The organism is Arthrobacter ginkgonis (genome assembly GCF_039540195.1).
GTDB lineage: Bacteria > Actinomycetota > Actinomycetes > Actinomycetales > Micrococcaceae > Zafaria > Zafaria ginkgonis.
In genome coordinates this window covers 617,229-643,843 of the sequence record NZ_BAABEO010000008.1, presented here as the reverse complement: position 1 = coordinate 643,843, position 26,615 = coordinate 617,229, and the positions used below count along the sequence as shown (strand labels likewise).

Sequence of the window (26,615 nt, the reverse complement as noted above, 5' to 3'; positions counted from 1 at the left end):
CCGGCGCAACGCCGGGGGCACGTTTTCACTGTGTTCCTGAAGAAGGTGATCCCTAGGGAAGGTGTTCCCTAGGGGACCTGATGGCCTAGTAGGCCTTGACGCGCTGTTCCACGATGAGGTGGATCAGGGCGAAGGTCTTGTCCTCGTCGATCGCCTTCAGGGCGGCCTCGAGGGCGGCGGGGACGTCGGCGTCGGCCTCCACGCGCACGCCGAAGCCGCCGAAGGCCTGCGCCATGAGCGCGAAGTCCGGGTTCTTCAGCTGGGTGCCGGAGATGCGCTCGGGGTAGTGGCGCTCCTGGTGGGTGCGGATGGTGCCGTATTCCTGGTTGTCCATGACGATCACCAGCGGGGTGGCGCCGTACTGCGCGGCGGTCGCCAGTTCCTGGCCGTTCATGAGGAACTCGCCGTCGCCGGCGATGGTGACCACGCGGCGGCCCGGGTTCGCCAGGGAGGCGGCGATCGCGGAGGGGACCGAGTAGCCCATGGAGCCGTTGCGGGCCGAGATCATGGACGCGTAGCGCTCGGTGGGGAAGTAGCGGTGCGCCCAGTTGGTGTGCTCGCCGGCGCCCAGGGTGACCATGGCGTCCTGCGGCAGGGAAGCGCACAGGTTGGCCATCAGGGTGTCCATGCGGGCCTGGCCGGCGGTCGGGGCGGCCGGGGGCAGGGCGGCGAACTTCTCCTGCTCGGCGCGCATGCGCTCGGTCCAGGCGGCCCATTCGGCGCGGCAGGGCAGGTCCATCGTCACCAGGTCGCGGACGAACACGTCCGGCTTGGCCACGATCTGGTGGGAGACGGCGCCGGAGCGGCCGCGCAGCGACGGGTCGATCGTGACCAGGAAGTTCTTCTTGGTCCAGTCCTGGCGGACCACGAAGCCGTCGGTGATCACGTCGCCGGGCACGGTGCCGACGAAGACCAGCAGGTCGGTTTCCTCGAGCAGGTCGTAGGTCGGCTTCGGGCGGCCGTAGCCGATCGGACCCACGTAGGAGGGGGAGGAGAACGGGATGGTTCCCTCGCAGCGCCACTCGACGGCGGCCGGGATCTTGTGCTCCTCCAGCCAGGCGGTGAGCGCGTCCGCGCCTTCCTGGGTCCAGTCGTTGCCGCCGAGGACGAACAGCGGCTTCTCCGCCTCCTCGAGGGCCGACTTCAGCGCCTTCCAGTCGGTGACGGTCATGCCGCCGGTCGCGACCGGGATCACCGGGTGCGGGGTCGGATCGACCTGCTCGCGGATGATGTCCTCGGGCAGGCCGACGACGACGGGGCCCGGGCGGCCGCTCATCGCGGCGAACATGGCCTCGGCGACGATCTCGGAGGCGCGCTCGGCGTGGTCCAGGACCATGACGCGCTTGGCGCCGGTGTCGAACCAGGCCTTGATGTCGAACTCCTGGAACGCCTCGCGGTCGCGGTGCTCGAACGGGATCAGGCCCACGAACAGGACCATCGGGGTGGAGTCCTGCCACGCGGTGTGCAGGCCCACGTGGGCGTTCGCCGCGCCGGGGCCGCGGGTGACCATGGCGATGCCCGGCAGCTGGTTCATCTTGCCGTCGGCCTCGGCCATGTAGGCGGCGCCGCCCTCGTGGCGGCACACGATGGTTTCGATGTCGGCGTGGTGGAGGCCATCCAGGACGTCCAGGAAGCTCTCGCCGGGCACGACGTAGGTCCGCTCGACCCCGTGAGCCGCCAAGGCGTCGACGATGACGTGGCCGGCCGACTTCGTCGTGGGGCCAACAACCTGAGCGCCCGCCGGCGCCTCTTGAATCTGCGTCACGTGGTGACCTCTCTCGCTTTCGAACTCGCCGCTTGGGCGGCGGTGGGACGCAGGCGCGTCCCGGGTAGGAAAATGTCCGTGATTTGGCCCAAGCTACAGGATCGGAGAGGTTACTCACCGGTGTGTCGCGACATGGAGAAGTAATGATTGTGGCGGTAGTCACTTCAAATATTGAACATATATGTGCGAAATTTACACAGAACTGTCTGCGTCTGCACAAAACGGCCTTGTCCCGTTTGGATACACGCACTGTTTGTCGTTGTCGGCGACGGGGGTGGCGGCGCCTCCCGCCGTGCCGCGTTCCGGTAAAGGAAATGGCGGCTCCCGTGGTCCGGAAGCCGCCATTTCCCATGTCGAAGCGCAGGTTGCCTGCGCGGGCCGTCAGCCCTTGTAGGGGCTGGGCGGGTAAGCCTCGGCCTCCGCGGTGGCGGTCTCGGCCGGCAGGGGCCGCCAGGCCCACCACCCGTACAGGGCGGCGAGGACCTGGAAGACCAGCAGGGCCAGCGTCGCCAGGGCGGGGTTGCTGCCGAAGAGCACTGCGATGTAGGCCGCGCCGGAGCCGGCGATCGCCAGCCATGCCCACCGCACGCCGTTGGCGATGCCCACCAGGGCCGCCACCACCACCGATTCGAGCAGCAGGGACAGCCACAGGGCGGTGGTCAGGTCGGAGAAGATGAAGCCGGTGGTCAGCATCGGCCCCAGCGCCAGGGCGGTGAACGCCACGGTCAGGATCAGCCCCCACGCCAGGCTCCGGAGCGAGAATCCGCGGACCTCGACCTCGCGTCCGAACTTGCCCACCGGCGGGTACTTGCTGAACCGCCAGAGGCCGTAGGCGGCCACCGCCATCTTCGGCACCGCGCTGATCAGCCCCTCGTAGCCGTAGAGCAGGGCGATCGTCAGGGGTCCGGCGAACACCGCGAGGATCTGGGCCCACCAGGCCAGGTCGTTGCGGCGGGCCAGGAGCAGTAGGGCGATGCAGGTCAGCAGCGAACCTGCCGCGTACAGGGCCACCTGGGTGCCGGTGGCCGTGCCGGAGGCCTGGCCGAAGAGAGTGTAGAAAAGGTCGTCCACGAAGAAGTGCCTATCGAACGGGTGATGGTGGCCGTATAGATCCTAGCGCTCCGCCGGCTTCGCCGGGCTTTCGGGGTTCTGGCGGAGTGCGATTGACGGGATGCGCCGGGGCGCATATCCTGAACGAACGGTCAGTAAATAATTCTTGTCATAGTGAGGTGAGCACATGGCTGCACAGAACGACGCCGGCGGGCACCTGTCCGCGGTTCCGTCGCCCGAAGAGCAGGCCGGCTTGGAGCGCTTCAACGCGCTCATCGCCGAAGACTCGCGCATCGAACCGCGCGACTGGATGCCGGAGGCGTACCGCAAGACGCTGACGCGCCAGATTTCCCAGCACGCGCACTCCGAGATCATCGGCATGCAGCCGGAGGCCAACTGGATCACCCGCGCCCCGTCGCTGAAGCGCAAGGCGATCCTGATCGCCAAGGTCCAGGACGAGGCTGGCCACGGCCTGTACCTGTACTCCGCCGCGGAGACCCTGGGCACCCCGCGCGACGTGCTCAACGAGCAACTGCTCTCCGGCAAGGCGAAGTACTCCTCGATCTTCAACTACCCGGCACGCTCCTGGGCGGACATGGGTGCGATCGGCTGGCTGGTCGACGGCGCCGCGATCGCCAACCAGGTCCCGCTGTGCCGCGCCTCCTATGGCCCGTACGGCCGCGCCATGGTGCGCATCTGCAAGGAGGAGTCCTTCCACCAGCGCCAGGGCTTCGAGATCCTGCTGGAACTGGCCCACGGCACCGAGGCCCAGAAGACGATGGCGCAGGACGCCATCAACCGCTTCTACGCGCCGTCCCTGATGATGTTCGGCCCGCCGGACACGGATTCCCCGAACTCGCAGCAGTCCATGGAGTGGAAGATCAAGCGCTTCTCCAACGACGAACTGCGCCAGCGCTTCGTCGGGATGATCGCCGAGCAGGTCAAGGTGCTGGGCCTGACCCTTCCGGACCCGGAGCTGCGCTTCGACGAGGAAGCCGGCCAGTGGCTCCACAAGGACCTGGACTGGGACGAGTTCAAGGCGGTCATCGCCGGCAACGGTCCCTGCAACGCCCAGCGCCTGGAGCGCCGGCGCGAGGCACACGAGAACGGCGCGTGGGTGCGCGAGGCAGCTGCGGCATACGCCGCCAAGAAGGCACAGAAAGCACAGGTGGCCTAAATGGCAACAGGAGACCAGACGGCAATGGCGCAACCGGTCAAGACTTCCCCCACGGAAGAAGGACAGCGGCATGACAGGGCGGCCTGGCCGCTGTGGGAAGTCTTTGTCCGTTCCTCCCGCGGGCTTTCCCACGTGCATGCCGGTTCCCTGCATGCCCCCGACGCCGAGATGGCCGTGCGCAACGCGCGCGACCTCTACACCCGGCGCAACGAGGGGGTTTCCCTGTGGGTCGTCGCCAGCGAGGACATCATCGCCTCCGACCCCGACGCGAAGGGCGAGTTCTTCGAGTCCCCGCAGGGCAAGGACTACCGCCACGCGACCTACTACAAGAAGTCCGAAGGCGTGAAGCACCTGTGAGCGGAGCCGAAACCATGGACCACAGCCTCGACGCCCACGGCGACGCGACGGCCTCCGCCACCCGCGTCACGCCGGGCAATGCCCTGCGCCCCGAGGACATCGCCATCCAGCAGGAGCGTCCCGGCGACACCGTGGCCCGCTACGCGGTCCGCCTCGGCGACGACTCCCTGATCCTCTCCCACCGGCTCTCCGAATGGGTTTCCCGGGCGCCGGAACTGGAGGAGGACGTTGCGCTGGGCAACATCGCGCTGGACCTGCTCGGCCACGCCCGCTCCTTCCTGAGCTACGCCGGCCTGGCCTGGGACAAGACCGAGGACGACCTCGCCTACTTCCGCGAGGAGGAGGAGTTCCGTTCGCTGCACCTCGTCGAGCAGCCCAACGGGCACTTCGGGGTGACGATCGCGCGCCAGCTGATCGTCTCCATCTACCAAGACCTGCTCTACACGGCGCTGGCGGAGTCCTCCGACCACACGCTAGCCGCCATTTCCGCCAAGGCCGTCAAGGAGGTCGCCTACCACCGCGACCACGCCGTGCAGTGGACCCTTCGGCTGGGCCGGGGCACCGAGGAATCGGCGCGCCGCATGCGCCACGCGCTGGAGATCCTGTGGCCGTACGCCAACGAGCTCTTCCTCGACGAGCCGCTGCACGACGAGCTCGGTGACGCCGGTGTCCGTCCCTCCGCCCTCAAGGAGGCGTGGGAGCGCGACATCACCGCGGTCCTGGAGGAAGCCGGCCTGGAAATCCCGCAGACCAAGGCGGCCCTGTGCAAGGGCCGCCAGGGCGAGCACTCCGAGCACCTGGGCTACATCCTGGCCGAGATGCAGGTGCTGGCCCGCAAGCACCCCGGCGCCACCTGGTAGGAGCGAAACCATGTCCACCACCACAGCAGAGCTTCTGGAAATCGCCGCCCAGGTGACCGATCCGGAGATCCCCGTACTCACCATCGGGGACCTCGGGATCCTGCGCGGGGTCGAACCGGCCGGGGACCGGGGCGTCGTCGTCACCATCACCCCGACCTACTCCGGGTGCCCGGCGATGGACGCCATCCGCCAGGACCTGGAGAAAGCCTTCGGGGACGCCGGATTCTCTCCTGTGGTGGTGAACCTGGTCCTTTCCCCGGCCTGGACCACCGACTGGATGAGCGAGGCCGGCAAGGCCAAGCTCGAAAAGTACGGTATCGCCCCGCCCACGGGCAAGGGCCACAGCGGCCCCGTGACCCTCGGGATGGCCGTGAAGTGCCCACGCTGCCATTCGCTCAACACGCGGGAGATGTCCCGCTTCGGATCCACGTCCTGCAAGGCGCTCTACGTCTGCAGCGACTGCCTGGAACCCTTCGACTACTTCAAGGTGCTCTCATGACTGAAACCACTGACACTGTGAACGACGCCGCCGCCACCGGCGGCACCGAGGCCGCGGGCCGGCGTCGTGCAGCCTTCTATCCGCTGGAGGTCGCGGAGGTCCGCCGGCTGACCACCGACGCCATCGAAGTGACCTTCGCGGTCCCGGAGGAGCTGGCCGGGCAGTACGACTACATCCCGGGCCAGTACGTGGCGCTGCGCAAGGAGCTGCCGGACGCCGAGGGCAACCTGCACGAGGTCCGCCGCAGCTACTCGATCTGCGCCGAACCGGTCCCGGGCGAGATCCGCGTGGCCGTCAAGCGCGACCTCGGCGGCCTGTTCTCCACCTGGGCCAACGAGAGCCTCAAGGCCGGCGACACGCTGGACGTGATGAGCCCCGCCGGCGCGTTCATCTCCAAGCACAAGATGACCGGGCTGAACGACCCCTCCAGCATCGACACGGACACCGAGCACGTGTTCGTCGCCGTGGCCGCCGGCTCCGGCATCACCCCGGTGCTGGCCATCGCCCGCACCGTGCTGGCCGCCAACGAGAACGTCCGCTTCGACCTGGTCTACGCGAACAAGGCCGCGATGGACGTGATGTTCCTCGAGGAGCTCGCCGACCTCAAGGACCGGTACCCCTCCCGCTTCGCGCTGCACCACGTGCTCTCCCGCGAGCAGCGCATCTCCCCGCTGCTGTCCGGACGCATCGACTCCGAGAAGCTCAGCAGCCTGCTCGGCTCGGTCATCCGCACCGACCAGGTCGACGAATGGTTCCTCTGCGGTCCGTTCGAGCTGGTCCAGCTGGTCCGCGACAACCTCGCCGCCCAGGGCGTGGAGGCGGAGAAGGTGCGCTTCGAACTGTTCACCACCGGCCAGCCGAACCGTCCCGAGGGGAACATCGGCCGCCCGGTGGAGCTCGACGAATCCGGCGAGAACTTCGAGATCGAATTCCGTCTCGATGGCCTGCAGGGGCACGTCAAGAGCCCGGCGAAGGCCCGCGAAACCATCCTGAACGCGGCCCTGCGCGTGCGTCCGGACGTCCCCTTCGCCTGCGCCGGCGGCGTGTGCGGCACCTGCCGCGCAAAGATCGTTTCCGGCACCGTCGAGATGGAGGAGAACTACGCGCTGGAGCCGGACGAAGTGGCCCAGGGATACGTCCTCACCTGCCAGTCGCACCCGACCAGCGAGAGCGTCTCCGTCGACTTCGACGCCTGAGCCCCGCTGCCTGACCTCCCGGCCGCCTGACTTGGGCTGCCTGAAAGGGCACGCCAACGCTGTGCCGCCCGGCCCCCCCCGCACCTAGGGTGGGACGGACGGCACGCGTCCGCCCGCCGAAAGGATTTCCCGATGATTGAACTCTCCATCGCCGACGGCGTGGCCGAGGTGGTCCTCAACGCCCCGGAGAAGATGAACGCCGTGGACGAGGCCGCGCTGGCCGAACTGTCCGACGCCTACACCCAAGCGGCCCGGGCCGCCGGCGAGGGCCGGGTCCGGGCGCTGCTGCTGCGCGGCGAGGGCCGCGGCTTCTGCGCCGGACGCGACATCTCCGGCGTCGTTCCGGCCGACGACGACGTGCTCGGCTACCTGGGCGGCAAGGTGCAGCCGCTGCTGCGCCAGATGTCCGACTTCCCGGCACCGACCTTCGCCGCCGTCCAGGGCCCGTGCCTGGGCGTCGGGCTGGGGCTGGCCATCGCCACCGACGTGGTGTACGTGGCGGAGAACGCAAAGATCGGTTCCCCGTTCGCCAACCTGGGCGCCACCCTGGATTCGGGAGGGCACTGGTTCTTCACCGAGCGCCTCGGCGCGCACCGGACCCTGGACCTGATCTACACCGCGGAACTGATCGGCGGTGCCGAGGCGGTGCGCTCGGGCCTGTTCAGCCGTGCCCTGCCCGCTGATGAACTCCTGGAGACCACCCGCGCCACCGCGGCACGGGTTGCCACCGGCGCGACCGGCGCCTTCCGCGCCTCCAAGGAACTGGTGGCCTCCATCCGCGACCGTCGGATCGGGCTGTGGGAGTCCATGGCCCAGGAAAACCAGGCCCAAGCGGACCTGTGCGCCAGCGCCGACTACGCCGAAGGCTTCAAGGCCTTCCAGGAGAAGCGCAAGCCCGTCTTCAACGGCTAGCCCGCCGCCCTTCAATCCGCGCCCGGCGTCATGCGGCGGGCGCGGGTTGACCACCCACCCCCGCGGTGGGAACCTACTTATTGAACGATTGGTCGGTAATTTGCGCCGGGCCGTGGCTGCACTGACTGTGCCCGCACCGGCCGCGGCGGCAAAGGGCCGGATACGCAAAGGAGTTTTCATGGCCGAGGCATTCCTCGTGGGCGGCGCCCGCACCCCGGTAGGACGCTACGGGGGATCGCTCAGCGCCGTCCGCCCCGACGATTTGGCGGCACTGACGGTGAAGGATGCGGTGGAGCGCGCCGGCATCGACCCGGTCCTGGTGGACGAGGTCATCTTCGGCAACGCCAACGGCGCGGGGGAGGAGAACCGCAACGTCGCGCGCATGGCCTGGCTGCTGGCCGGCTTCCCCGACACCGTTCCCGGCATCACCGTCAACCGGCTCTGCGCCTCCGGCATGAGCGCCATCATCATGGCCTCCCACATGATCAAGGCCGGAGCGGCGGACATCGTGGTCGCCGGCGGCGTGGAGTCCATGTCCCGCGCCCCGTGGGTCATGGAGAAGCCGACGACGGCGTTCGCCAAGCCCGGCGCCAGCTACGACACCTCCATCGGCTGGCGCTTCCCGAACCCGGCCTTCGTCTCCGGCAAGCTCTCCCGCGACGGCAAGGCCGTGTTCTCCATGCCGGAGACCGCGGAGGAGGTCGCCCGCGTGTTCAACACCTCCCGCGAGGACTGCGACGCGTTCGCCGTGCGCTCCCACGAACGGGCCCTGGCCGCCATCGCGGCCGGACGCTTCAAGGAGGAGATCGTCCCGGTGACCGTCAAGGGCCGCAAGGGCGCCGAAACGGTCGTCGACACCGACGAGGGCCCGCGCGCCGGAACCACCCTGGAGGTACTTTCGGGCCTGCGCCCGGTGGTCAACGGCGGCTCCGTGGTCACCGCGGGCAACTCCTCCACCCTGAACGACGGCGCCTCGGCGATCATCGTCGCCTCCGAGCGGGCCGTGGAAAAGTACGGGCTCGCCGCACGGGCGCGCATCCTGGACGGGGCCTCCGCGGGCGTGGCCCAGGAGATCATGGGCATCGGCCCGGTCCCGGCCACCCGCAAGATCCTGGAACGCCAGGGCCTTGGCGTCGCGGACCTCGGCGCCGTCGAACTGAACGAGGCCTTCGCCTCCCAGTCGCTGGCCGTCATGCGCCAGCTGGGCCTGGACCAGGACATCGTGAACAACGACGGCGGCGCCATCGCCCTGGGCCATCCGCTGGGTTCGTCGGGCTCGCGCATCGCGATCACGCTGCTGGGGCGCATGGAACGCGAACTCACCGGGACGGGGCGCAAGCTGGGCCTGGCGACCATGTGCGTCGGCGTCGGCCAGGGCACCGCCCTGCTGGTGGAAGGCGTCTGATGGCGGAGACGATTCAGGAAACAGCAGGCGAGGCATACGACGGCGGGCCGCGCCTGGACGCGTCCGCGTTCACCACGCTGGTGGTCGAGGAGCTGGCGGACCGTTTGGCGGTGCGGCTGCACCGGCCGGAGGTGAGGAACGCGATCGACCAGACCATGGTGGATGAGCTGCACTTGGTGTGCGCCCACCTGGAACGGACCCCGAAGATCCTGATCCTGTCCGGCACGCCGTCGGATCCGGGGGCCGGGGTCAAGGGGATCTTCGCCTCGGGCGCGGACATCGCGCAGCTGCGCGAGCGCCGCCGCGACGACGCGCTGGCCGGGATCAACTCCGGGGTGTTCGAGCGCATCGCGCGCCTGCCGATGCCGGTGATCGCGGCCCTGGACGGGTTCGCATTGGGTGGAGGCGCGGAGCTGGCGTACGCGGCGGACTTCCGCATCGGCACCCCGGAGCTGCGCATGGGCAACCCGGAGACCAACCTGGGCATCCTGGCCGCGGCCGGGGCCACCTGGCGGCTGAAGGAACTGGTCGGCGAGCCGCTGGCCAAGGAGATCCTGCTCGCCGGCAAGGTCCTGCGCGGGCAGGAGTGCCTGGCCGTGGGCCTGGTCACCGAACTCGTTGAGGGCCCGGAGCTGGACGGGGCCGCGCACGCCTTGGCGGACCGGATCGCCGCGCAGGACGCGCTGGCGGTGCGGATCTCCAAGGCCGTGTTCCACGCCCCGCGGGAGGTTCATCCCGTGATCGACACCCTGGCCCAGGGCATGCTCTTCGAGTCCCAGGCCAAGTTCGACCGCATGCAGGCATTCCTGGACCGCAAGAACACCGACAGGAAAAAGCCCGCGGCGCCAGCCGCCACGAACGGGGAGACCGCCCCGGGAACCACCGACGACAAGTAAAGGACGCACCATGACGGAGAACTCCCCGGCAGACACCCTTCCCGCCCGCGTGGGCGTGCTCGGCGGCGGGCGCATGGGCGCCGGCATCGCGCACGCGTTCCTGATCAACGGCTCCGACGTCGTCGTCGTCGAGCGCGACGCGGCCGCGGCCGAGGCCGCCCACGCCCGGGTGGCCGACGCCGTCGGCAAGTCGGTCGAGCGCGGCCTGGCTGGCAGCGCCGAGATGTACACCTCGCGCCTGTCGGTGACCACCGACTACTCCTCCTTCGGGGACCGCGGACTCGTCGTCGAGGCCGTGCCCGAACTCTGGGACCTGAAGGTCTCCTCGCTGCGGGCCGTCGAGGCCGAACTGGACGAGGGGGCGGTGCTGGCCTCGAACACCTCCTCGATCTCCGTGACCGACCTCGCCGGGCAGCTCGCCCGGCCCGAGGACTTCCTGGGCCTGCACTTCTTCAACCCGGTCCCGGCCTCGGCCCTGGTCGAGGTGGTCATCGGCAAACAGACCCGCCACGACCTCGTGGAGACCGCCCGGGCCTGGGTGGCGGGCCTGGGCAAGACCGCGGTCGTGGTCAACGACGCCCCCGGCTTCGCGTCCTCGCGCCTCGGCGTGGCGATCGCGCTGGAGGCCATGCGCATGGTCCAGGAGGGCGTGGCCTCCGCCGAGGACATCGACAACGCGATGGTCCTGGGCTACAAGCACCCCACCGGCCCGCTGAAGACCACCGACATCGTGGGCCTGGACGTGCGCCTGGGCATCGCCGAATACCTCGCCTCCACCCTGGGCCCGCGCTTCGAGCCCCCGGCCATCCTGCGGGACAAGGTCGCCCGCGGCGAACTCGGCCGCAAGAGCGGCAAGGGCTTCTACGACTGGCACTGAGCCCCTCCGCCAAACACCAGTGCCCCGTCCCGCGGAAACCGCGGGACGGGGCACTGGTGTTGGAGCTACTTCTTGTTGACGATCAGGTTCGTGATCCGCAGGGTGCAGAGCCGCTCGCCGGCCTCGTTCTCCAGCACCACCTCGTGGCAGGTCATGCGCCGCCCCAGGCTGATCGGGGTGGCGGTGATGGTCACCAGGCCCTCGCGCGCCGACTTGTGGTGCGTGGCAGAGACGTCCACCCCGACGGCGACCTTGCCCATCGTGGATGCGTGCTTCACCGCCGCCCACGAGCCCACGGCCTCCCCGACGGCCAGCGAGGCGCCTCCGTGCAGCAGGCCGAACGACTGCCGGTTCCCCTCCACGGGCATGGTGGCCACGACCCTCTCGACGGACTCCTCGATGATCTTCACGCCCATCTTCTCGTCCAGTTCGCCGAGCGTGATGGTCCAGACTTCCGACTCCGTCATGGGTTCCTCCGAAATTTCACGTGTACAGCACCGCACCATACTGTACTGTGGGAAATAATACTGACCGATCGTTCAGGAAGGAAATGCCGAGGATGACTACGCAAACGGCAACCCTGGTTCCCAGCTACGTCCAGGGAGCCTGGTGGACCCCGGAATCCAGCGACGGGGCCGCCCCCGTGCTCGACGCCAACACCGGCGAACTGCTGGCCCACGTGAGCACGGCGGGGCTGGACCTTGCCGGCGTCGTCGACTACGGGCGCACCGTGGGCCAGGCCGCCCTGGGCCGGCTGACCCTGCACCAGCGCGCGCTCAAGCTCCGCGACCTGGCGCAGTACCTCAACGCGCACCGCGAGGAGCTCTACGAGCTGTCCTACAAGACCGGTGCCACCAAGATCGACTCGATGATCGACATCGACGGCGGCATCGGCGTGCTCTTCACCTTCTCCTCCAAGGGCCGCCGCGAGCTGCCGAACTCGGACGTCATCGTCGACGGTGCGGCCGAGCCGCTGTCCAAGGACGGGTCCTTCATCGGCGAGCACATCTACACCCGCATCCCCGGCATCGCCGCCCAGATCAACGCCTTCAACTTCCCCGTCTGGGGCATGCTGGAGAAGTTCGCCCCGGCCTTCGTCGCCGGCGTGCCCACCATCGTCAAGCCGGCCACGCCCACCGGCTTCTTGACCGAGGCCGTGGTCCGCCTGATCGTGGACTCCGGGCTCCTGCCGGAAGGCTCGCTGCAGCTGATCTCGGGTTCGGCCCGCACCCTGCTGGACGTGATGGACTACCGCGACCTGCTCTCCTTCACCGGCTCGGCCTCCACCGCCAACCAGCTCAAGACGCACCCCAACGTCATCGAGGGCGGGGTGCGCTTCACCGTTGAAACCGATTCGCTCAACGCCGCGATCCTCGGACCCGACGCGGTCCCGGGCACCCCGGAATTCGAGGCCTTCATCAAGGCCGTCGTCACCGAAATGACGGTCAAGGCCGGCCAGAAGTGCACCGCGATCCGCCGCACGATCGTGCCCCAGGCGCTGGTGGACGACGTCGTCGCCGCCATCGGCGAGCGGATCGCCCAGCGCGTGGTGGTCGGCGACCCGCGCGCCGAGGGCGTCACCATGGGCGCCCTGGCGTCCCTGGAGCAGCTGCGCGACGTGCGCGGGGCGGTCGACGCGATGCTGGCCGCCGGCGGGGAGCTGGCCTACGGCACCCTCGATGCCCCGCAGGTGCGTACCGCCGCCGGCGAGCAGGCAGTCGTCGCGGACGGCGCCTTCATGTCCCCGGTGGTGCTCACTTGGGCCGACGTCGAAGCCGAGACCGTGCACAGCCGCGAGGCCTTCGGTCCGGTCACCTCCGTGCTCGGCTACAAGGACCTGCCCGACGCGATCCGGCTCGCCGCCAAGGGCTCCGGCTCGCTGGTGGCCACCATCTGCACCAACGACGGCGACACCGCCCGCGCCCTGACCGTCGGCATCGCCGGCCACCACGGGCGCGTTCACGTGCTCAACCGCGAGACGGCCCGCACCTCCACCGGGCACGGCTCCCCGGTCCCGCACCTGGTCCACGGCGGTCCGGGCCGCGCCGGTGGCGGCGAGGAGCTCGGCGGCATCCGCGCCGTCAAGCACCACATGCAGCGCACCGCCGTGCAGGGCTCCCCGAACCTGCTCACCGCGATCACCGGCGTCTGGCACACCGGTGCGGCGCGCAACATCGCCGGCGCCCCCGAGTTCGGCGGCCAGCCCGGCGCCGTCCACCCGTTCCGCAAGGCGCTGGCCGAGCTGAGGATCGGGGACGCCTTCGCCTCGCCGCTGCGCCGGGTCACCCAGCAGGACATCGAGGACTTCGCCGCGAAGACCGGCGACACCTTCTACGCCCACACGGATGCGGCCGCCGCCGAGGCGAACCCGTTCTTCCCGGGCACCGTGGCCCACGGCTACCTGCTGGTCTCCTGGGGCGCCGGACTGTTCGTGGAGCCGGCGCCGGGACCGGTGCTGGCCAACTACGGGCTGGAGAACCTGCGCTTCATCACCCCGGTCCCGGCCGGGGATTCGATCCGCATCACGCTCACCGCCAAGAAGATCACCCCGCGCGTGACCGACGTCTACGGCGAGGTCTGCTGGGACGCGGTGATCCAGAACCAGGACGGCGACATCGTCGCGACCTACGACGTGCTGACCCTGGTTGAGAAGGAAGACACCACCTACGCGAACTGGCCGGCCAAGGCCTAGCGCCGCCTGGAACGGAACGACGGCGGGTCCGGCACCTTGGGTGCCGGACCCGCCGTCGTTGGGGCGCCTGTGCGCGGAGCGGCCGCGCGCCCAGGGACGCGGATGCGGGCTACTTGCGCGAGTTGGGATCCTCGTCGCCGATGTGTCCGGGCGCATTGGCGTCGAGCACGCGCTGGACGAAGGCGCAATACTCGTCCATGTAGTGCCGCAGGAAGGACTCGGTGGACTCGTTCCTGACCTCGCCGTCGTCTCCGAAGACGTCGGGGCTGAAGGTGATGTACGCCTCGGGGGTGTTGAGTTGGGGCGCGTCGAGGAAGCTGAGGACGCTGCGCATGGATGATTGCATGACCGCCGTGCCGATGCTGCCCGGGGAGGCGCCGATGATGCCCGTGGGCTTGCGCGCGAACGAGTTTGTTCCCCAGGGGCGGGATCCCCAGTCGATGGCGTTCTTCAGGGCCCCCGGGACCGACCGGTTGTATTCGGGGGAAATGAAGAGCAGGCCGTCCGAGGACTCGATGGCCGACTTGAGGTCCGTGCCCGCGGCCGGGAAATCGGAGTCGTAGTCCGGGCTGTACAGCGGGAGGTCCCTGATGGGGATCTCGGAGAACTCGAGGTCCTCCGGGGCGAGCCTGATCAGTGCCTTGGAGAGGATGCGGTTGATGGAGTTGCTGGCCAGGCTGCCGACGAAGTAGCCGATCTTGTAGGTGGGCATGGCTGATTCCTTCCCTGGGACGGGCGGGCCACGGGAACCTTGCCCGTCCATGCGTGGATGAGGGTCACACGCTCACTGGTTTACCACGGCGTCCTTTTCCGGCCTAGCGCCCGCCGGTTGCCCCTAGGCGGCCGTCTGGGCCGACTGCAGGCCGCCGAACACCATCGCGATGATGTTCTCCTCCACCTGTCCGGCGGTCACGGGTCCCTCGGGCCGGTACCAGTCGACCAGGGAGTTGATGGTGCCGAAGAGCAGGCGGGTGGTGGTGCGCGGGTCGATGTCGGGGCGCAGGGAGCCCTCCTGCTGGGCCGCGACGACGAGGTCGGACACCCGGCGGTCCATGGCGCGGCGGCGCTCCAGCGCGTCGCGTTCGACGTCGGTGTTGCCGCGCAGGCGCAGCAGCAGGGTCACGTAGGGCTGGCGCTCGATCAGCACCGCGATGGTGGAGCGCAGCATGAACTCCAGCCGCTCTGCGGCGCTGCCGGTGGAGGCCCGCTCGTCTTCGGCGATCGCCTCCAAGGGGACCAGGGCCTCGTCCAGGGCCAGCCGCAGCAGGTCGCTCTTGGACGCGACGTGGTGGTAGATGGCGGACTTGCTGATGCCCAGGTTCTCCGCGAGGATGCCCATCGAGGTGGCGTCGTATCCGTGCTTGTTGAAGACCTTCACGGCGACGCCCAGGACAGACTCCTGGTCGTAGCCGGGGCGGCCGCGCTTGGGGCCTGCGGAAACGGTTGAACGTTGGGGCATGGTCTCGATTCTCCCATATGGCAAGGGCGCGGCGGCGGCACCGGGTGCCGTCGCCGCGCCCTGGGACGGCTGTTCCCTGCGCTACTTGTCGCGCAGGTCGTAGATGCGGCGCAGCTTGCCGGAGGAGCGGGCCAGGGTGCCCGGGTCCATGACCTCGATGCGGCAGGAGGAGCCGATGTTGATCTTGATGGCCTTCTGCAGCTCCGCACCGGCGGCCAGGCCGCGCTCGGTGTCGCAGTCCTCGCGGCGCTCGATGCGCACGGCGAGCTCGTCCATGCGGTTCGGGCGGGTGATCTCCAGCTGGAAGTGCGGGGACAGCCCCGGCACCTTCAGCGCCAGTTCCTCGATCTGGGACGGGAACAGGTTCACCCCGCGCAGGATGATCATGTCGTCGCTGCGCCCCGTGATGCGGCCCATGCGCCGGTGCGCCGGGCGGGCGGTGCCCGGGAGCAGGCGGGTGAGGTCGTGGGTGCGGTAGCGGATGATCGGCAGCGCCTGCTTGGTCAGCGAGGTGAAGACCAGCTCGCCGTGCTCGCCGTCGCCCAGGACCTTGGTCGGGTCGAACGCGTCCAGGATCTCCGGGCGGAAGTGGTCCTCCCAGATGTGGCTGCCGTCCTTGGTCTGGTTGGATTCGCCGGCCACGCCCGGGCCCATGACCTCGGAGAGGCCGTAGATGTCGCACGCGTCGATGTCCAGCATGACCTCGAGCTCGTGGCGCATCTCCTGGGTCCACGGCTCGGCGCCCAGGACGGCGACCTTCAGCGAGGTCGAGCGCGGGTCGATGCCCTGCTTCTGCATCGCGTCGGCGATGGTCAGCAGGTAGGTCGGGGTGGCCAGGATCGCGTCCGGCTCGAAGTCCAGGATCATCTGGATCTGCTTCTCGGTCTGCCCGCCGGACATCGGGATGACCGTGGCGCCGAGGCGCTCGGCGCCGGCGTGAGCGCCCAGGCCGCCGGTGAACAGGCCGTAGCCGTAGGCGTTGTGGACCTTCCAGCCGGGCTTGACCCCGGAGATGCGCAGGCTGCGGGCCACCAGCTTGGCCCAGTCGTCCAGGTCCTGGCGGGTGTAGCCGACCACGGTCGGACGGCCCGTGGTGCCGGAGGAGGCGTGGATGCGCGAGACCTCGTGCTGGGGGACCGCGAACATCCCGAACGGGTAGGTCTTGCGCAGGTCCTCCTTCTCGGTGAAGGGGAACTTGGCCAGGTCGGCCAGTTCCTTGAGGTCGGACGGGTGCACGCCCACGGCGTCGTACTTCTCCCGGTACAGCGGCACGCGGTCGTACGCGTACGCCACGGTGTGCTGCAGGCGCGCCAGCTGGAGGGCCTCCAGCTCGTCGCGGCTGATGGTCTCTTCCGGATCCAGCGGGTTGGGAAGCTCGATTCTGGTGGAGAGGGTCTCGGTCATCGTGGGCCTTACGTGGTTGTTGCGGGGGCGGGGGAGTCTGCGGGGCCCTGCGGGCTCAGCGCTTGGGCACGGTGCGGGATCGGCCGCGGAATTCGGCGATCACCTCGTCCTCGCCGTCCGGGACGGACTGGAGGACCTGGATGTCGTAGATGCCGGTGCGGCCCGACTGGTTCCGCCGTTCCGCCGCGGCGGTGAGCGTGCGGCCGGGGATGCCGGGCTTGAGGAAGTTGATGTCCACGCCGGCGGCGACGGTGATGGTGTCCGCGGAGCCGGTGTGCGGGTTGCAGGCGAGGGCGAAGGCGGTGTCCGCGAGCGCGAAGATCATCCCGCCGTGGGCGATGCCGAAGCCGTTGAGCATTTCCCGGCGCAGCTGCATCGTAATGGTGGCACGGCCCTCGCCGACCTCCTGGACCTGGATCCCCATCCACTCGGTGGCGTAGTCGTTCTCCAGGATGGGGTGGGCCAGCGGGGTCCCGGCGTCCGGCCCGGAGGCGGGGAGTCCGGAGGTGTGCGTCGCGGCGTCGATCATGTGATGTCCTTCACCAATAATTACCGAATGTTCATTAGGTAATCCTGTTTGGCTCCAGAAGTCAAGGAAGACCGGCCTTCGGGAGCCGGTGCGCGGGCCCCCGAAGGGGCTCCAAAACCCCCTGCACCTGCCCAAACGCGCTGCATCTGCCAAAAACGCCCTGCGGCCGCCCGGTCCAGGAGACGGGGCGGCCGCAGGGCGTTGGGGCGGGCCTTCGGGGCCCGGGTCGGATCCGTTCGTCAGATCCGTTCGACGGCGCCCAGCGCGTCGAGCGTGAACGCGTAGTCCCAGGCACGGTCCTTCCAGGCCTCGTAGCGGCCGGAGGCGCCGCCGTGGCCGGCCTCCATCTCGATCTTCATCACGATCGGCGCGGGGCCGGTGGTCAGCTCGCGCAGCTTCTGGACCCACTTGGCGGGCTCCACGTAGAGCACGCGGGTGTCGTTGAAGCTGGTCACGGCGGCAACCTTCGGGTACGCGGCGGCCTCGACGTTGTCGTAGGGGGAGTAGGACCTCATGTAGGCGTACACCTCCGGGTCCTCGATCGGGTTCCCCCACTCCTCCCATTCCAGGGCGGACAGCGGCAGCTCCGGGTCCAGGATGGAGGTCAGCGCGTCGACGAAGGGCACCTGGGCCACCACGGCCGCGTACAGCTGCGGCGCCAGGTTCAGCACCGCGCCCATCAGCAGCCCGCCCGCGGAGCCGCCCATGGCGGCCACGCGCTTGGGATCGGCCCATCCGGCGGCCACCACGTGTTCGGTGACCGCGATGAAGTCGGTGAAGCTGTTCTTCTTGGCGAGCTTCTTGCCGTCGTCGTACCAGTGGCGGCCGAGTTCGCCGCCGCCGCGCACGTGCGCCACGACGAACACCACGCCGCGGTCCAGCAGGCTCAGCCGGGCGATCGAGAAGCCCGGGTCCATGCTGATCTCGTAGCTTCCGTAGCCGTAGACCAGCGCCGGGTTGGTGCCGTCCGGCGTGATGCCCCGGCGGTGCACGATGCTCACCGGGATCCTGGTGCCGTCCGCGGCGGTGGCCCAGTCGCGTTCGGCGACGTAGTCGGCCGGGTCGTAGCCGCCCTTCACCGGGGTTTCCTTGCGCAGGCTCAGCGCGCCGTCGGCCAGCGCGTAGTCGTAGACGCGCGGCGGGACCAGGTAGGAGGTGTAGGAGAGGCGGATCAGCGGGGAATCGAACTCCGCGTTGGCCAGCGAGCAGGTGTACAGCTCCTCGTCGAAGGCCGGTTCCACGGGCGCGGCCTGGTCCGGGGTGCCCAGCCCGGCCAGCGGCATGACCTGCACGCGCTCGGTGGTGTCCTTGCGGACGGAGACCGCAACGTGGGTGGAGGTGACGGCCGTGCCCTCCACCTTGACGTCGTCGCGGTGCCCGACGACGGTGGTCCACTCCTGCTCGGCCAGCGGCCTGGCGAACTCCTCCGGCCGGACCAGGGACACCATGTTGTTCACGGCGCCGCGGTTGTGCGTGACCAGGTAGGCGCGCCCCTCGGGGAGGATGACCGGATCCATGCCGTGCAGGATGCGCTCCTCGCGCGAAAGCAGCAGGCGCGGGCGGGCCGCGCCGTCGGTGAGGTCCAGGGTGTGGGTTTCGCTGTATTCGGAGTTGCCCACGCTGATCAGCAGTTCGGTGCGGTCCGGGGAGAGGTCGAATCCGGTCCACATGCCCGGGTCGTCCTCCTGGAAGAGCACGGTGTCTGCGGCCGGGTCGGTGCCCAGCGTGTGGGACTTGATCTGGTGGGGGCGCCAGGTCTCGTCCACCACGGTGTAGTAGGCGCGCTCGCCGTCGGGGGAGAAGGCCACCCCGTAGAAGACGCCCTCGATCGTGTCCGGGAGCAGGGCCCCGGTGTCCAGGTCCTTGAAGCGCAGGACGAAGCGCTCGTCGCCGGCGTAGTCCACGGCGTAGGCCAGCAGGTTTCCGTCCTCGGTGACGGCCATCCCGCCGATGGAGAAGAAGGGGTGGCCCTCCGCCTCGGCATTGCCGTCGAGCAGGACCTGTTCGCCCGCGAACGGCTTTCCGGGTTCGACGACGGGCGGGGTCCAGTCCGCGGTGGCGTCCCCGGTGTCCTGCGCCGCGACGCGGCAGTGGATCGGGTACTGCTGGCCCTCGGCCGTGCGGGTGAAGTACCACCAGCCGCGCTTGCGGGCCGGAACGGAGAGGTCCGTTTCCTCGGTCCGTTCCTTGATCTCGGCGAAGATGGCCTCGCGCAGCTCCTGCTGGTGCGCGGTCACGGCCTCCATGTAGGCGTGCTCGGCCTGCAGGTGCGCCACCACCTCGGGGTTCTCCTTTTCGCGGAGCCATTCGTAGTCGTCGACGAACACGTCCCCGTGATGGCGGCGTTCGGCGGGGACCTTCTTGGCAACGGGAGGCTGGGGCAGGGAGGCAGATTCGCTCATGGGTCCATTCAACCGAAACCCCGCCCCGGACGGGACCATCCGCACCCCGTGTTCGCCCCGGGCGCACCGGGACGCGGCTCCGGAGGCCCTGTCCAAAGGCCCCGCCGGGCCATATCGTCAAGACAACCGCGGGTTTCGCCGGCCCTGTCCCCGCGGCGGGGCCCCTGACGAGAAAGGACCCACCGTGCAGCATCCCCCCGTGCAGCATCCAAGAGTGCGCGGCACAACACCGCAGGGGCCATCGAGGGCGGCGCGGCGCCGCCGGAGGCTGGCGGTCGTGGCTGCGGCCTGGCTGGCCTTCGCGGCCCTGCTCCTCGGCGCAACCGGTGCCCAGGCCCAGGAAACCGACGGTCCCGGCGTCGAGGGCGAGACCTATGTGATCGGCACCGACACCACCTTCGCCCCGTTCGAGTTCCGCGATTCCTCCGGGGAGCTGACCGGCATCGACATGGACCTGATCAGGGCCATCGCCGAGAGCCAGGGCTTCGACGTGGAGATCCGGTCGCTCGGGTTCAATGCGGCCCTGCAGGCGCTCTCCTCCAACCAGGTGGACGGGGTGATTGCCGGCATGTCCATCACCGACGAGCGCAAGCAGATCTACGACTTCTCCGAGCCCTACTTCGAGTCCGGCGTGCAGATGGCCGTGGACCAGGACGACACCACCATCACCGGGTACACGGACCTGGCCGGGAAGACCGTCGTGGCCAAGACCGGGTCCGAGGGCGAGGCCTATGCCAAGTCGATCGCCGACCAGTACGGGTTCACCGTCAAGTCGCTGGACCAGTCCGCCACCATGTACGAGGCCGTGAAGTCCGGCAACGCCGCCGCGGTGTTCGACGACTACCCGGTGCTGGCCTACGGCGTGGCGCAGAACAACGGCCTCAAAACGGTCACCGACAAGGTGCCCGGAGGCTCCTACGGCTTCGCCGTGAACAAGGGCCAGAACCCGGAACTGCTGGCCGCCTTCAACACCGGCCTGGCCCAACTCAAGGCCAGCGGCGAATACCAGGCGATCCTGGACAAGTACCTCGCCGCCCCGCAGGCCACCGAGCGGTCGTCGTTCTGGGACCTGCTCACGTCCTCCTTCCCGGCCTTGATGAAGGGCCTGCGCAACACGTTCGTGGTCACCGGCATCTCCTTCGTGGTGGCCATGGTCCTGGGGCTGGTCTTCGGGTTCTTCAGGATCTCCACCAGCCGGATCCTGCGCGGCATCGCCGCCGTGTTCGTTGCCGTCTTCCGCGGCACCCCGCTGCTGGTCTGGGCCTTCTTCTTCTACTTCGGCATCCCGCAGCTGACCGGGCAGCCGATCAGCATTTGGGTGGCCGGCGTGCTGACCCTGTCGCTGAACTCGGGCGCCTACATCACCGAGATCGTCCGCGGCGGCATCCAGTCCGTGGACCCGGGGCAGCTGGAGGCCTCCCGCTCCCTGGGTCTTGGCTACGGCAAGTCCATGCAGCGCGTGGTGGTGCCGCAGGCATTCAAGATCATGACCCCTTCGCTGATCAACCAGCTGATCATCATGCTCAAGGACAGCTCGCTGCTGCTGGCTATCGGGTTCGCCGAACTGCTCTACCAGGGCCAGCAGATCTACGCGCAGAACTTCCGCATCACCGAGACGCTGTTCATCGTGGCGGTCATCTACTTCGTGGCCATCATGGCGCTGACCTGGCTGGCCAACGTCGCCGACAGGAGGTTCAACAAGTGAGCGAGTCGACCGCCCTCCCGGAACGGGCCCCGAAGATCACGGTCACCGGCCTGCGCAAGTCCTTCGGGACCAACGAGGTCCTCAAGGGCATCGACGCCGTGGTGTCCGAGGGCGAGGTGGTCTGCGTGATCGGGCCCTCCGGCTCCGGCAAGTCCACCTTCCTGCGCTGCCTGAACAAGCTCGAGGACATCACCGCCGGCCACGTGGTCGTGGACGGATTCGACCTGGCCGACCCCAAGGTGGACATCAACGAGGTCCGCCGCCACATCGGCATGGTCTTCCAGCACTTCAACCTCTTCCCGCACATGACCGTGGCGGAGAACATCATGCTGGCCCCGGTGGAGCTGAAGAAGGCCAACAAGGAGAAGGCGCGCGAACAGGCCCTGGCCCTGCTGGAGAAGGTCGGGCTGCGGGAGAAGGCCGACGCCCGGCCGGCGTCGCTCTCCGGCGGCCAGAAGCAGCGCGTGGCCATCGCCCGCGCCCTGGCCATGAACCCCGGAATCATGCTCTTCGACGAGGCCACCAGCGCCCTGGACCCGGAGATGGTGGGCGAGGTGCTGCAGGTCATCAAGGACCTTGCCCGCAGCGGCATGACGATGGTGCTGGTGACCCACGAAATGGGCTTCGCCCGCGAGGTCGCCGACCGCGTCATCTTCATGGCCGACGGCGTGGTCTGCGAGGAGGGGACCCCCGAGGACGTCTTCGGCAACCCCACGCAGCCGCGGCTGCGCGAGTTCCTGTCCAAGGTGCTCTGACGCCCGCCCCGGTGCAGGGTGGCCGGGAGGCGCGTGGGGGCGTGGACCGGGCATGCGCCGCGGGAAGCGCAGCAAGGCGGCATAATCGGGTGGGTGGTCATGCACGCACCTTCGCGCGAACTGGATGGACTGGACCGGCGGATCGTCGGCGCCCTCCAGGTCAACGGCCGCGCCTCCTGGCGCCGGGTCGCCGACGTGCTGGGGGAGTCCTTCAGCACCGTGACGCGGCGCGGCATGGCCCTCCTGGAGTCCGGGACGGTGCGCGTGGCCGGCCTGGTGACGCTGGGGCCGACCCATCTTGTCGAGGTGCAGTGCGAGCCCGCGCGGCTGGCCGGCATCGCCGAGGAACTGGCCAAGGATCCTGACGCCAACTTCCTCTATGCCCTCACCAGCCCCACGCGGCTGTTGTTCGAAGTCCAGGCCCGGCCGGGACGGCTTTCCAGCCTGGTGCTCGAGGAGCTTCCGGCGCTCGCCGGCGTGACGCAGGTGAACGCCTGGCCGCTGATGGAGTACTTCCGCACGGTGGCCGAATGGCACCCCGGCCCGATCACCGCCGCCGAGACCGCCGCGCTCCAGGACGTTCCGCCCCCTCCGTCCCGGCCCAGCGCCAGCGCCATCCTCGACGACGTCGATTCGCGCCTGGTGCAGTTGCTGGTCGCCGACGGGCGGGTTCCGGTCGCCGAACTCGCCGAGGCCGTGGGCCTGTCCGCGCCGGCCGTGCGACGGCGGCTCAATACCCTCCTGGAAGTGGGCAACCTGAGCGTCCGGGCCATCGTGGAACCCGCGGACATCGGGCTGCCGATCGAAGCCGTGATCTGGGTGCGCACCGCTCCGGCGGAAGTCGCCGACGTCGGGCGTCTCCTCGGCGCCGAGCCGTGCGTGCGCTACGCGGCCATGGCGCTGGGCGAGTTCCAGCTGATGGCCAACGTGACCGTGCCCGGCCTGAACGAACTGCGCTCCTTCCTCCTTGAATCCCCTTGGGCCGAACGTGCCCTCGCGGTGCGCAGTTCGCTGGTTGTCCGCGCGTACAAGCGCGGCGGCACGCGCATGCCCGAACGCTCCTGAGCCCGGCGCCGGCCCTTTTCCGGGCCTGACCGCCACCATCTGGGATCCAGTCGCCCTGGCGCCATGCCGTGCGCCCTTTCGACGCGTCCGGCCGCGCCTGCGTCCCCTGCCCAAGAAACCTTCGGCAGACCCCTAGCCAAATGTGATCCATGGCACTACGGTGATTCATCAGCCCCGTAATTCGCAAGTGGGCGATTCAAAAAGAAACAAAGTTAGGGCTAGATGAATCATGACGAATGAATTGGTCTACCGCGGGGCCGTCGAGCTGACCGAGCTGATGCGCTCCCGCCAGGTATCCGCCGTGGAAGTGCTGGAAGCCCACTTGGAGCAGATCGACAGGCTCAACCCCGTGGTGAACGCCGTCGTCACCATCGATGAGGATGGCGCGCGGGCGGCCGCGGCGGAGGCCGACCGCAAACTCGCGGCCGGCGAACCGACCGGGCCGCTGCACGGATTGCCCATCAGCTTCAAAGACACCGCCCGCACCGCCGGGATGCGGACCACCTTCGGCCACCCGCGCCACGCGGACTTCGTTCCGGACGCGAACGACCTGCACGTGCAGCGCATCCTCGACGCCGGCGCCATCCTGCTGGGCAAGACCAACGTGCCCGAGTATGCGGCCGGCTCCCACACCTTCAACCGCGTCTTCGGAGTGACCCGCAATCCTTACGATCCATCCAAGTCGGCCGGCGGCAGCAGCGGTGGCGCGGCCGCCGCGCTGGCCTCCGGATTCCAGCCGATCGCGGACGGCAGCGACATGGGTGGTTCCCTGCGCAACCCGGCCTCCTTCTGCAACGTGGTGGGACTTCGCCCGACACCGGGCATGGTCCCCAACACGGACGGCACCAATGTCTTCTGCCCCCTCGGAGTCGCCGGGCCGATGGGGCGCACCGCCGACGACGTGGCCCTGCTGTTCTCGGCCATGACCGGTGCCTCGCCGGAGGATCCGTTCTCGGTCTTCCCGCCCGCCGGGGAGGTTCCCGCCAAAGAGCCGTCCCCGCAGGATTTCGCCGGACTGCGGATCGCCTACGCGCCCACGCTCGGCGGCCGGGTGCCGGTGGCCCGGGAGGTCCTGGACGTCCTGGACCCCCAGGCCGAAGCGCTGGCCGGACTCGGCGCGCACGTCGAGCTCACCTGCCCCGACCTTGACGGTTCCGACGAAGTCTTCAGGGTGCTGCGGGCGGCCACGTTCCACGCGGCCTGGGGCGACGATCTGGACGCCGATCCCGCCCTGTTCCACCACCTGCTTGCCGGAAACATCCGCGACGGCGCACCCCTGAGTGGTCGGGATGTGCTGCGGGCGGAGGAAGGCATGACCCGCCTGATCCGCGAGGCGGCAAGGTTCTTCGAGCGCTACGACCTGGTGATCGCGCCGGCGTCGCAGGTGGCTCCGTTCGACGCCGATCTGGAGTACCCCACCGAGATCGAGGGGCAGCGGCTCGAAAGCTACCTCGACTGGATGCGTGCCCCGTACCTGTTCACCCCGCTGGGCCTGCCCGCCCTCTCCGTCCCGGCAGGCTTCACGCCTTCCGGGCTTCCCGTAGGCCTCCAGATGATCGGTGCGCGCGGCAGCGACGCCCGCCTGCTTCGCCTGGCCTCCGCCTTCGAACAACTCTCCTCCTGCTCATCCGTTCGCCCCCAAGGAGCCGCAGTCCTATGAGCACCGCCCTTGCCTCGCCCAAGCGGCTGGCCATCGCCGCCGTTCCCGTCCTGGGGATGATCTTCACGCCCCTGCTGCCCTTCGTCTCGAAGCCGACCTTCTGGCTGGGACTTCCGGCCGCCGTCGTCTGGATGTCCGCCATGGTGATCCTGACGGTCGTCTCCTTGCAGATCGTCGAACGGAGCTACCTGCGCGAGGGCGGCGACGAACTCGACCGCCTCGAAGCCGAACGCGACGACCTGCGCCGTGCACGGCACGCCGTCACCGAAGGGGAGGGCCACTGATGCTTACCACCCTGATCATCCTCGGCATCGTCTTCATCGGCGTGCTGGGGGTCTGGTCCCGCAAACGCCAGACCTCGCTCGCCGGCTGGACCGTCGGAAAGCGCGACCTGCCGCGGTGGACCACCTGGTTCCTGCAGGCCGGCGAGTCCCTGACCACCTTCAGCTTCCTCGGCCTGGCCGGCATTGCCTTCGGCGGGGGCGTGGCCGCACTCTTCGCCATCGGCTACCTGACGATTGCCTGCGTGCTGCAGTACTTCATCACCCCGCGCCAGCGGGCCCTCGGAGCCAACCGCGGCTACCTGACCATGGCCGACTTCTTCAAGGACCGCTTCGGGAGCCCCACCCTCGGCAGGACCGTGGCGGTCGTCGGCGCGATCTTCCTCATCCCGTACCTGCAACTGCAGATCACGGGCCTGGGCCTGATCGTCCAGCTCGCCACCGGCAGCGCATCCGCCAGCGGCTACAGCATGATCGTGGCCAGCGCCCTGGTGGTCGTGTTCGTGATTTGGGCCGGTATCCGCGGCCTGGCGCGGGTTGCCATCTTCAAGGACTTCGTGATGGTTGCCGCGCTGATCGTCGTCCTGGCGGGCGTCGTTGCCGGCGTCGGCGGAATCCCGGAGGTCGTGGGGAGGGTCAACGAGGTCTCCTCGGACTACTTCACCGTGTCCCGCACCGGCTTCGATTCCACCTTCTGGATCACCTCCGTCATCGTCACGGGCCTGGGCGCCGGCTTCAACACCTTCCCGCACCTGTGGGCACCGGTCTTTGCCGCCAAGAGCGGCAGGGTCCTGAGGCGCAACGTCAGTTGGATCGCCATCTATCAGCTGGCCCTGATCATCCCGATCCTGACCGGCCTGGCCGGCATCCTGATCCTCGACCCGAAGACCAAGGGCAATTCCGTGCTGCTGGGCGTCGCCCAGGCCACCCTGCCCGAGCCGCTCATCGCGGTGATCGCCATCGGCGGCGCCGCGGCGGCCATGGTGCCCGCCGGCGCCATCGCCATGGGCATCTCCCTGCTGATCTCGCACAACGTGCTCTCGATCAAGAACCCGAAGCTGCGGTTCCGGATCAACCACGTGATGGTCGCCATCGCAGTCGGCCTGGCGCTGAGCTTCGGATTGGCGAAGTCGGACATCGCCTCGCTCCTGCTGCTCACCTACGGAGGCCTGACCCAAATGGCTCCGGCGGTTGCCTTCGCCATCGCCCGGAAGGTGCGGGTGGGCGGCATCCCCGTCACGCTGGGCATCCTGGCCGGAACGCTGACCGTGGCCATCATCACCTTCGGCGGGATCAAGACCGGCGGCATCGACTCGGGCCTCATCGCCCTCGCCCCGAACCTCGTCGTCCTGTTCCTCGCCGAGCTGGCGCGCCGCATGCTGCGGCCGGGCCAGCCACCCGTTCCGGCGGAAGCCCACGAGGATTTCGACGCCGGCCTGGAGGACCGCCCCGCAGTCGCCGCCGGCAGCGCCCGGCACAATCCATCTGGGGCGCACTCCATTTGAGGCGCAGGCCACCTGAAACGCAGGGAATTCCTGTCGCAGGGCAGGAGCGAGCGGTCCACGGCCGGGTTGGCGTGGACCGCTCCCTTTTCCCGTGGATCGCGGCGGCCAGGCACCGGCACCAGTCACCGGCACCAAGCGGCCGGTTTCCGGGCCGCCCCGTCCTA

Annotated in this window: 24 protein-coding genes; 16 read left to right on the top strand and 8 right to left on the bottom strand. The window is 69.1% G+C overall.

Translation table 11 applies throughout. From position 1 onward, the window contains the following. Positions 1-85 precede the first annotated feature (85 nt). On the bottom strand, positions 86-1,765 hold the full coding sequence (locus ABD912_RS05560; protein ID WP_345149076.1) for a thiamine pyrophosphate-dependent enzyme: 1,680 nt from the start codon (positions 1,763-1,765) through the stop codon (positions 86-88). Between the two features lie 381 nt (positions 1,766-2,146). Next, positions 2,147-2,836, bottom strand: a complete 690-nt coding sequence (locus ABD912_RS05555) for a nicotinamide mononucleotide transporter (RefSeq protein ID WP_345149074.1) — start codon at positions 2,834-2,836, stop codon at positions 2,147-2,149. A gap of 166 nt (positions 2,837-3,002) precedes the next feature. Here ABD912_RS05555 and paaA point away from each other — a divergent pair, with 166 nt between their 5' ends. The 9 genes from paaA to ABD912_RS05510 all read left to right on the top strand — a co-directional run bounded on the left by paaA (position 3,003) and on the right by ABD912_RS05510 (position 10,994). Then, positions 3,003-3,992, top strand: coding sequence for a 1,2-phenylacetyl-CoA epoxidase subunit PaaA (gene paaA, locus ABD912_RS05550; RefSeq protein ID WP_345149072.1), 990 nt, complete (start codon positions 3,003-3,005; stop codon positions 3,990-3,992). Between the two features lie 24 nt (positions 3,993-4,016). Further along, entirely contained in the window at positions 4,017-4,349 is a 333-nt protein-coding gene (gene paaB, locus ABD912_RS05545) for a 1,2-phenylacetyl-CoA epoxidase subunit PaaB (RefSeq protein WP_345149425.1), read from the top strand. Positions 4,350-4,363: 14 nt separating this feature from the next. After that, on the top strand, positions 4,364-5,209 hold the full coding sequence (paaC, locus tag ABD912_RS05540; RefSeq protein ID WP_345149424.1) for a 1,2-phenylacetyl-CoA epoxidase subunit PaaC: 846 nt from the start codon (positions 4,364-4,366) through the stop codon (positions 5,207-5,209). Between the two features lie 10 nt (positions 5,210-5,219). Further along, positions 5,220-5,708 carry a 1,2-phenylacetyl-CoA epoxidase subunit PaaD gene (gene paaD, locus ABD912_RS05535; RefSeq protein ID WP_345149071.1) on the top strand — a complete coding sequence of 163 codons (489 nt, stop codon included), beginning with the start codon at positions 5,220-5,222 and terminating at the stop codon, positions 5,706-5,708. Then, positions 5,705-6,904 carry a 1,2-phenylacetyl-CoA epoxidase subunit PaaE gene (paaE, locus tag ABD912_RS05530; RefSeq protein WP_345149070.1) on the top strand — a complete coding sequence of 400 codons (1,200 nt, stop codon included), beginning with the start codon at positions 5,705-5,707 and terminating at the stop codon, positions 6,902-6,904. The genes paaD and paaE overlap by 4 nt, the downstream gene beginning before the upstream one ends. A gap of 132 nt (positions 6,905-7,036) precedes the next feature. Further along, positions 7,037-7,816 (top strand): enoyl-CoA hydratase/isomerase family protein, encoded by a 780-nt coding sequence (locus ABD912_RS05525; protein WP_345149069.1) that lies wholly within the window; start codon positions 7,037-7,039, stop codon positions 7,814-7,816. Between the two features lie 178 nt (positions 7,817-7,994). Continuing rightward, positions 7,995-9,221, top strand: coding sequence for an acetyl-CoA C-acyltransferase (locus ABD912_RS05520; protein WP_345149068.1), 1,227 nt, complete (start codon positions 7,995-7,997; stop codon positions 9,219-9,221). Beyond that, on the top strand, positions 9,221-10,117 hold the full coding sequence (locus ABD912_RS05515) for an enoyl-CoA hydratase/isomerase family protein (RefSeq protein ID WP_345149067.1): 897 nt from the start codon (positions 9,221-9,223) through the stop codon (positions 10,115-10,117). Before ABD912_RS05520 ends, ABD912_RS05515 begins: the two co-directional genes overlap by 1 nt. Positions 10,118-10,127: 10 nt before the next feature. Then, positions 10,128-10,994 carry a 3-hydroxyacyl-CoA dehydrogenase family protein gene (locus ABD912_RS05510; protein ID WP_345149065.1) on the top strand — a complete coding sequence of 289 codons (867 nt, stop codon included), beginning with the start codon at positions 10,128-10,130 and terminating at the stop codon, positions 10,992-10,994. Between the two features lie 65 nt (positions 10,995-11,059). Here the strand turns inward: ABD912_RS05510 and ABD912_RS05505 are convergent, their stop codons facing one another. Next, positions 11,060-11,461, bottom strand: a complete 402-nt coding sequence (locus tag ABD912_RS05505; protein ID WP_345149064.1) for a PaaI family thioesterase — start codon at positions 11,459-11,461, stop codon at positions 11,060-11,062. A 92-nt stretch (positions 11,462-11,553) separates the two neighbouring features. On the opposite strand from ABD912_RS05505, the gene paaZ reads away from it, so the two are divergent. Further along, positions 11,554-13,686: a phenylacetic acid degradation bifunctional protein PaaZ gene (paaZ, locus tag ABD912_RS05500; RefSeq protein ID WP_345149063.1), complete on the top strand. Its 2,133-nt coding sequence runs from the start codon at positions 11,554-11,556 to the stop codon at positions 13,684-13,686. A gap of 109 nt (positions 13,687-13,795) precedes the next feature. Here the strand turns inward: paaZ and ABD912_RS05495 are convergent, their stop codons facing one another. The 5 genes from ABD912_RS05495 to ABD912_RS05475 all read right to left on the bottom strand — a co-directional run bounded on the left by ABD912_RS05495 (position 13,796) and on the right by ABD912_RS05475 (position 19,480). Continuing rightward, a complete protein-coding gene (locus ABD912_RS05495; RefSeq protein ID WP_345149062.1) occupies positions 13,796-14,398 on the bottom strand; it encodes an NADPH-dependent FMN reductase in 603 nt (200 codons plus the stop codon). A gap of 123 nt (positions 14,399-14,521) precedes the next feature. Continuing rightward, a complete protein-coding gene (locus ABD912_RS05490; protein ID WP_345149061.1) occupies positions 14,522-15,145 on the bottom strand; it encodes a TetR/AcrR family transcriptional regulator in 624 nt (207 codons plus the stop codon). A gap of 81 nt (positions 15,146-15,226) precedes the next feature. Continuing rightward, on the bottom strand, positions 15,227-16,549 hold the full coding sequence (gene paaK / locus ABD912_RS05485; RefSeq protein WP_345149060.1) for a phenylacetate--CoA ligase PaaK: 1,323 nt from the start codon (positions 16,547-16,549) through the stop codon (positions 15,227-15,229). A gap of 55 nt (positions 16,550-16,604) precedes the next feature. Further along, complete coding sequence (gene paaI / locus ABD912_RS05480; protein WP_345149059.1) at positions 16,605-17,078, bottom strand: hydroxyphenylacetyl-CoA thioesterase PaaI; 474 nt, start codon at positions 17,076-17,078, stop codon at positions 16,605-16,607. Between the two features lie 239 nt (positions 17,079-17,317). Next, positions 17,318-19,480, bottom strand: coding sequence for a S9 family peptidase (locus ABD912_RS05475; protein ID WP_345149058.1), 2,163 nt, complete (start codon positions 19,478-19,480; stop codon positions 17,318-17,320). Positions 19,481-19,757: 277 nt separating this feature from the next. Between ABD912_RS05475 and ABD912_RS05470 the strand changes: the two genes are divergently transcribed. The 6 genes from ABD912_RS05470 to ABD912_RS05445 all read left to right on the top strand — a co-directional run bounded on the left by ABD912_RS05470 (position 19,758) and on the right by ABD912_RS05445 (position 26,451). Continuing rightward, positions 19,758-21,185, top strand: a complete 1,428-nt coding sequence (locus ABD912_RS05470) for an amino acid ABC transporter substrate-binding protein/permease (protein ID WP_345149057.1) — start codon at positions 19,758-19,760, stop codon at positions 21,183-21,185. After that, entirely contained in the window at positions 21,182-21,940 is a 759-nt protein-coding gene (locus tag ABD912_RS05465; protein WP_345149055.1) for an amino acid ABC transporter ATP-binding protein, read from the top strand. Before ABD912_RS05470 ends, ABD912_RS05465 begins: the two co-directional genes overlap by 4 nt. Before the next feature lie 99 nt (positions 21,941-22,039). After that, positions 22,040-23,005 carry an Lrp/AsnC family transcriptional regulator gene (locus tag ABD912_RS05460; protein ID WP_345149053.1) on the top strand — a complete coding sequence of 322 codons (966 nt, stop codon included), beginning with the start codon at positions 22,040-22,042 and terminating at the stop codon, positions 23,003-23,005. A gap of 229 nt (positions 23,006-23,234) precedes the next feature. Continuing rightward, the gene (locus ABD912_RS05455) at positions 23,235-24,665 is read left to right on the top strand and encodes an amidase (RefSeq protein WP_345149051.1); all 1,431 of its coding nucleotides are present in this window, start codon (positions 23,235-23,237) and stop codon (positions 24,663-24,665) included. Then, positions 24,662-24,949, top strand: coding sequence for a hypothetical protein (locus ABD912_RS05450; protein WP_345149049.1), 288 nt, complete (start codon positions 24,662-24,664; stop codon positions 24,947-24,949). Before ABD912_RS05455 ends, ABD912_RS05450 begins: the two co-directional genes overlap by 4 nt. After that, positions 24,949-26,451, top strand: coding sequence for a sodium:solute symporter family protein (locus ABD912_RS05445; protein WP_345149047.1), 1,503 nt, complete (start codon positions 24,949-24,951; stop codon positions 26,449-26,451). The genes ABD912_RS05450 and ABD912_RS05445 overlap by 1 nt, the downstream gene beginning before the upstream one ends. The last annotated feature ends 164 nt before the right edge of the window (positions 26,452-26,615 follow it).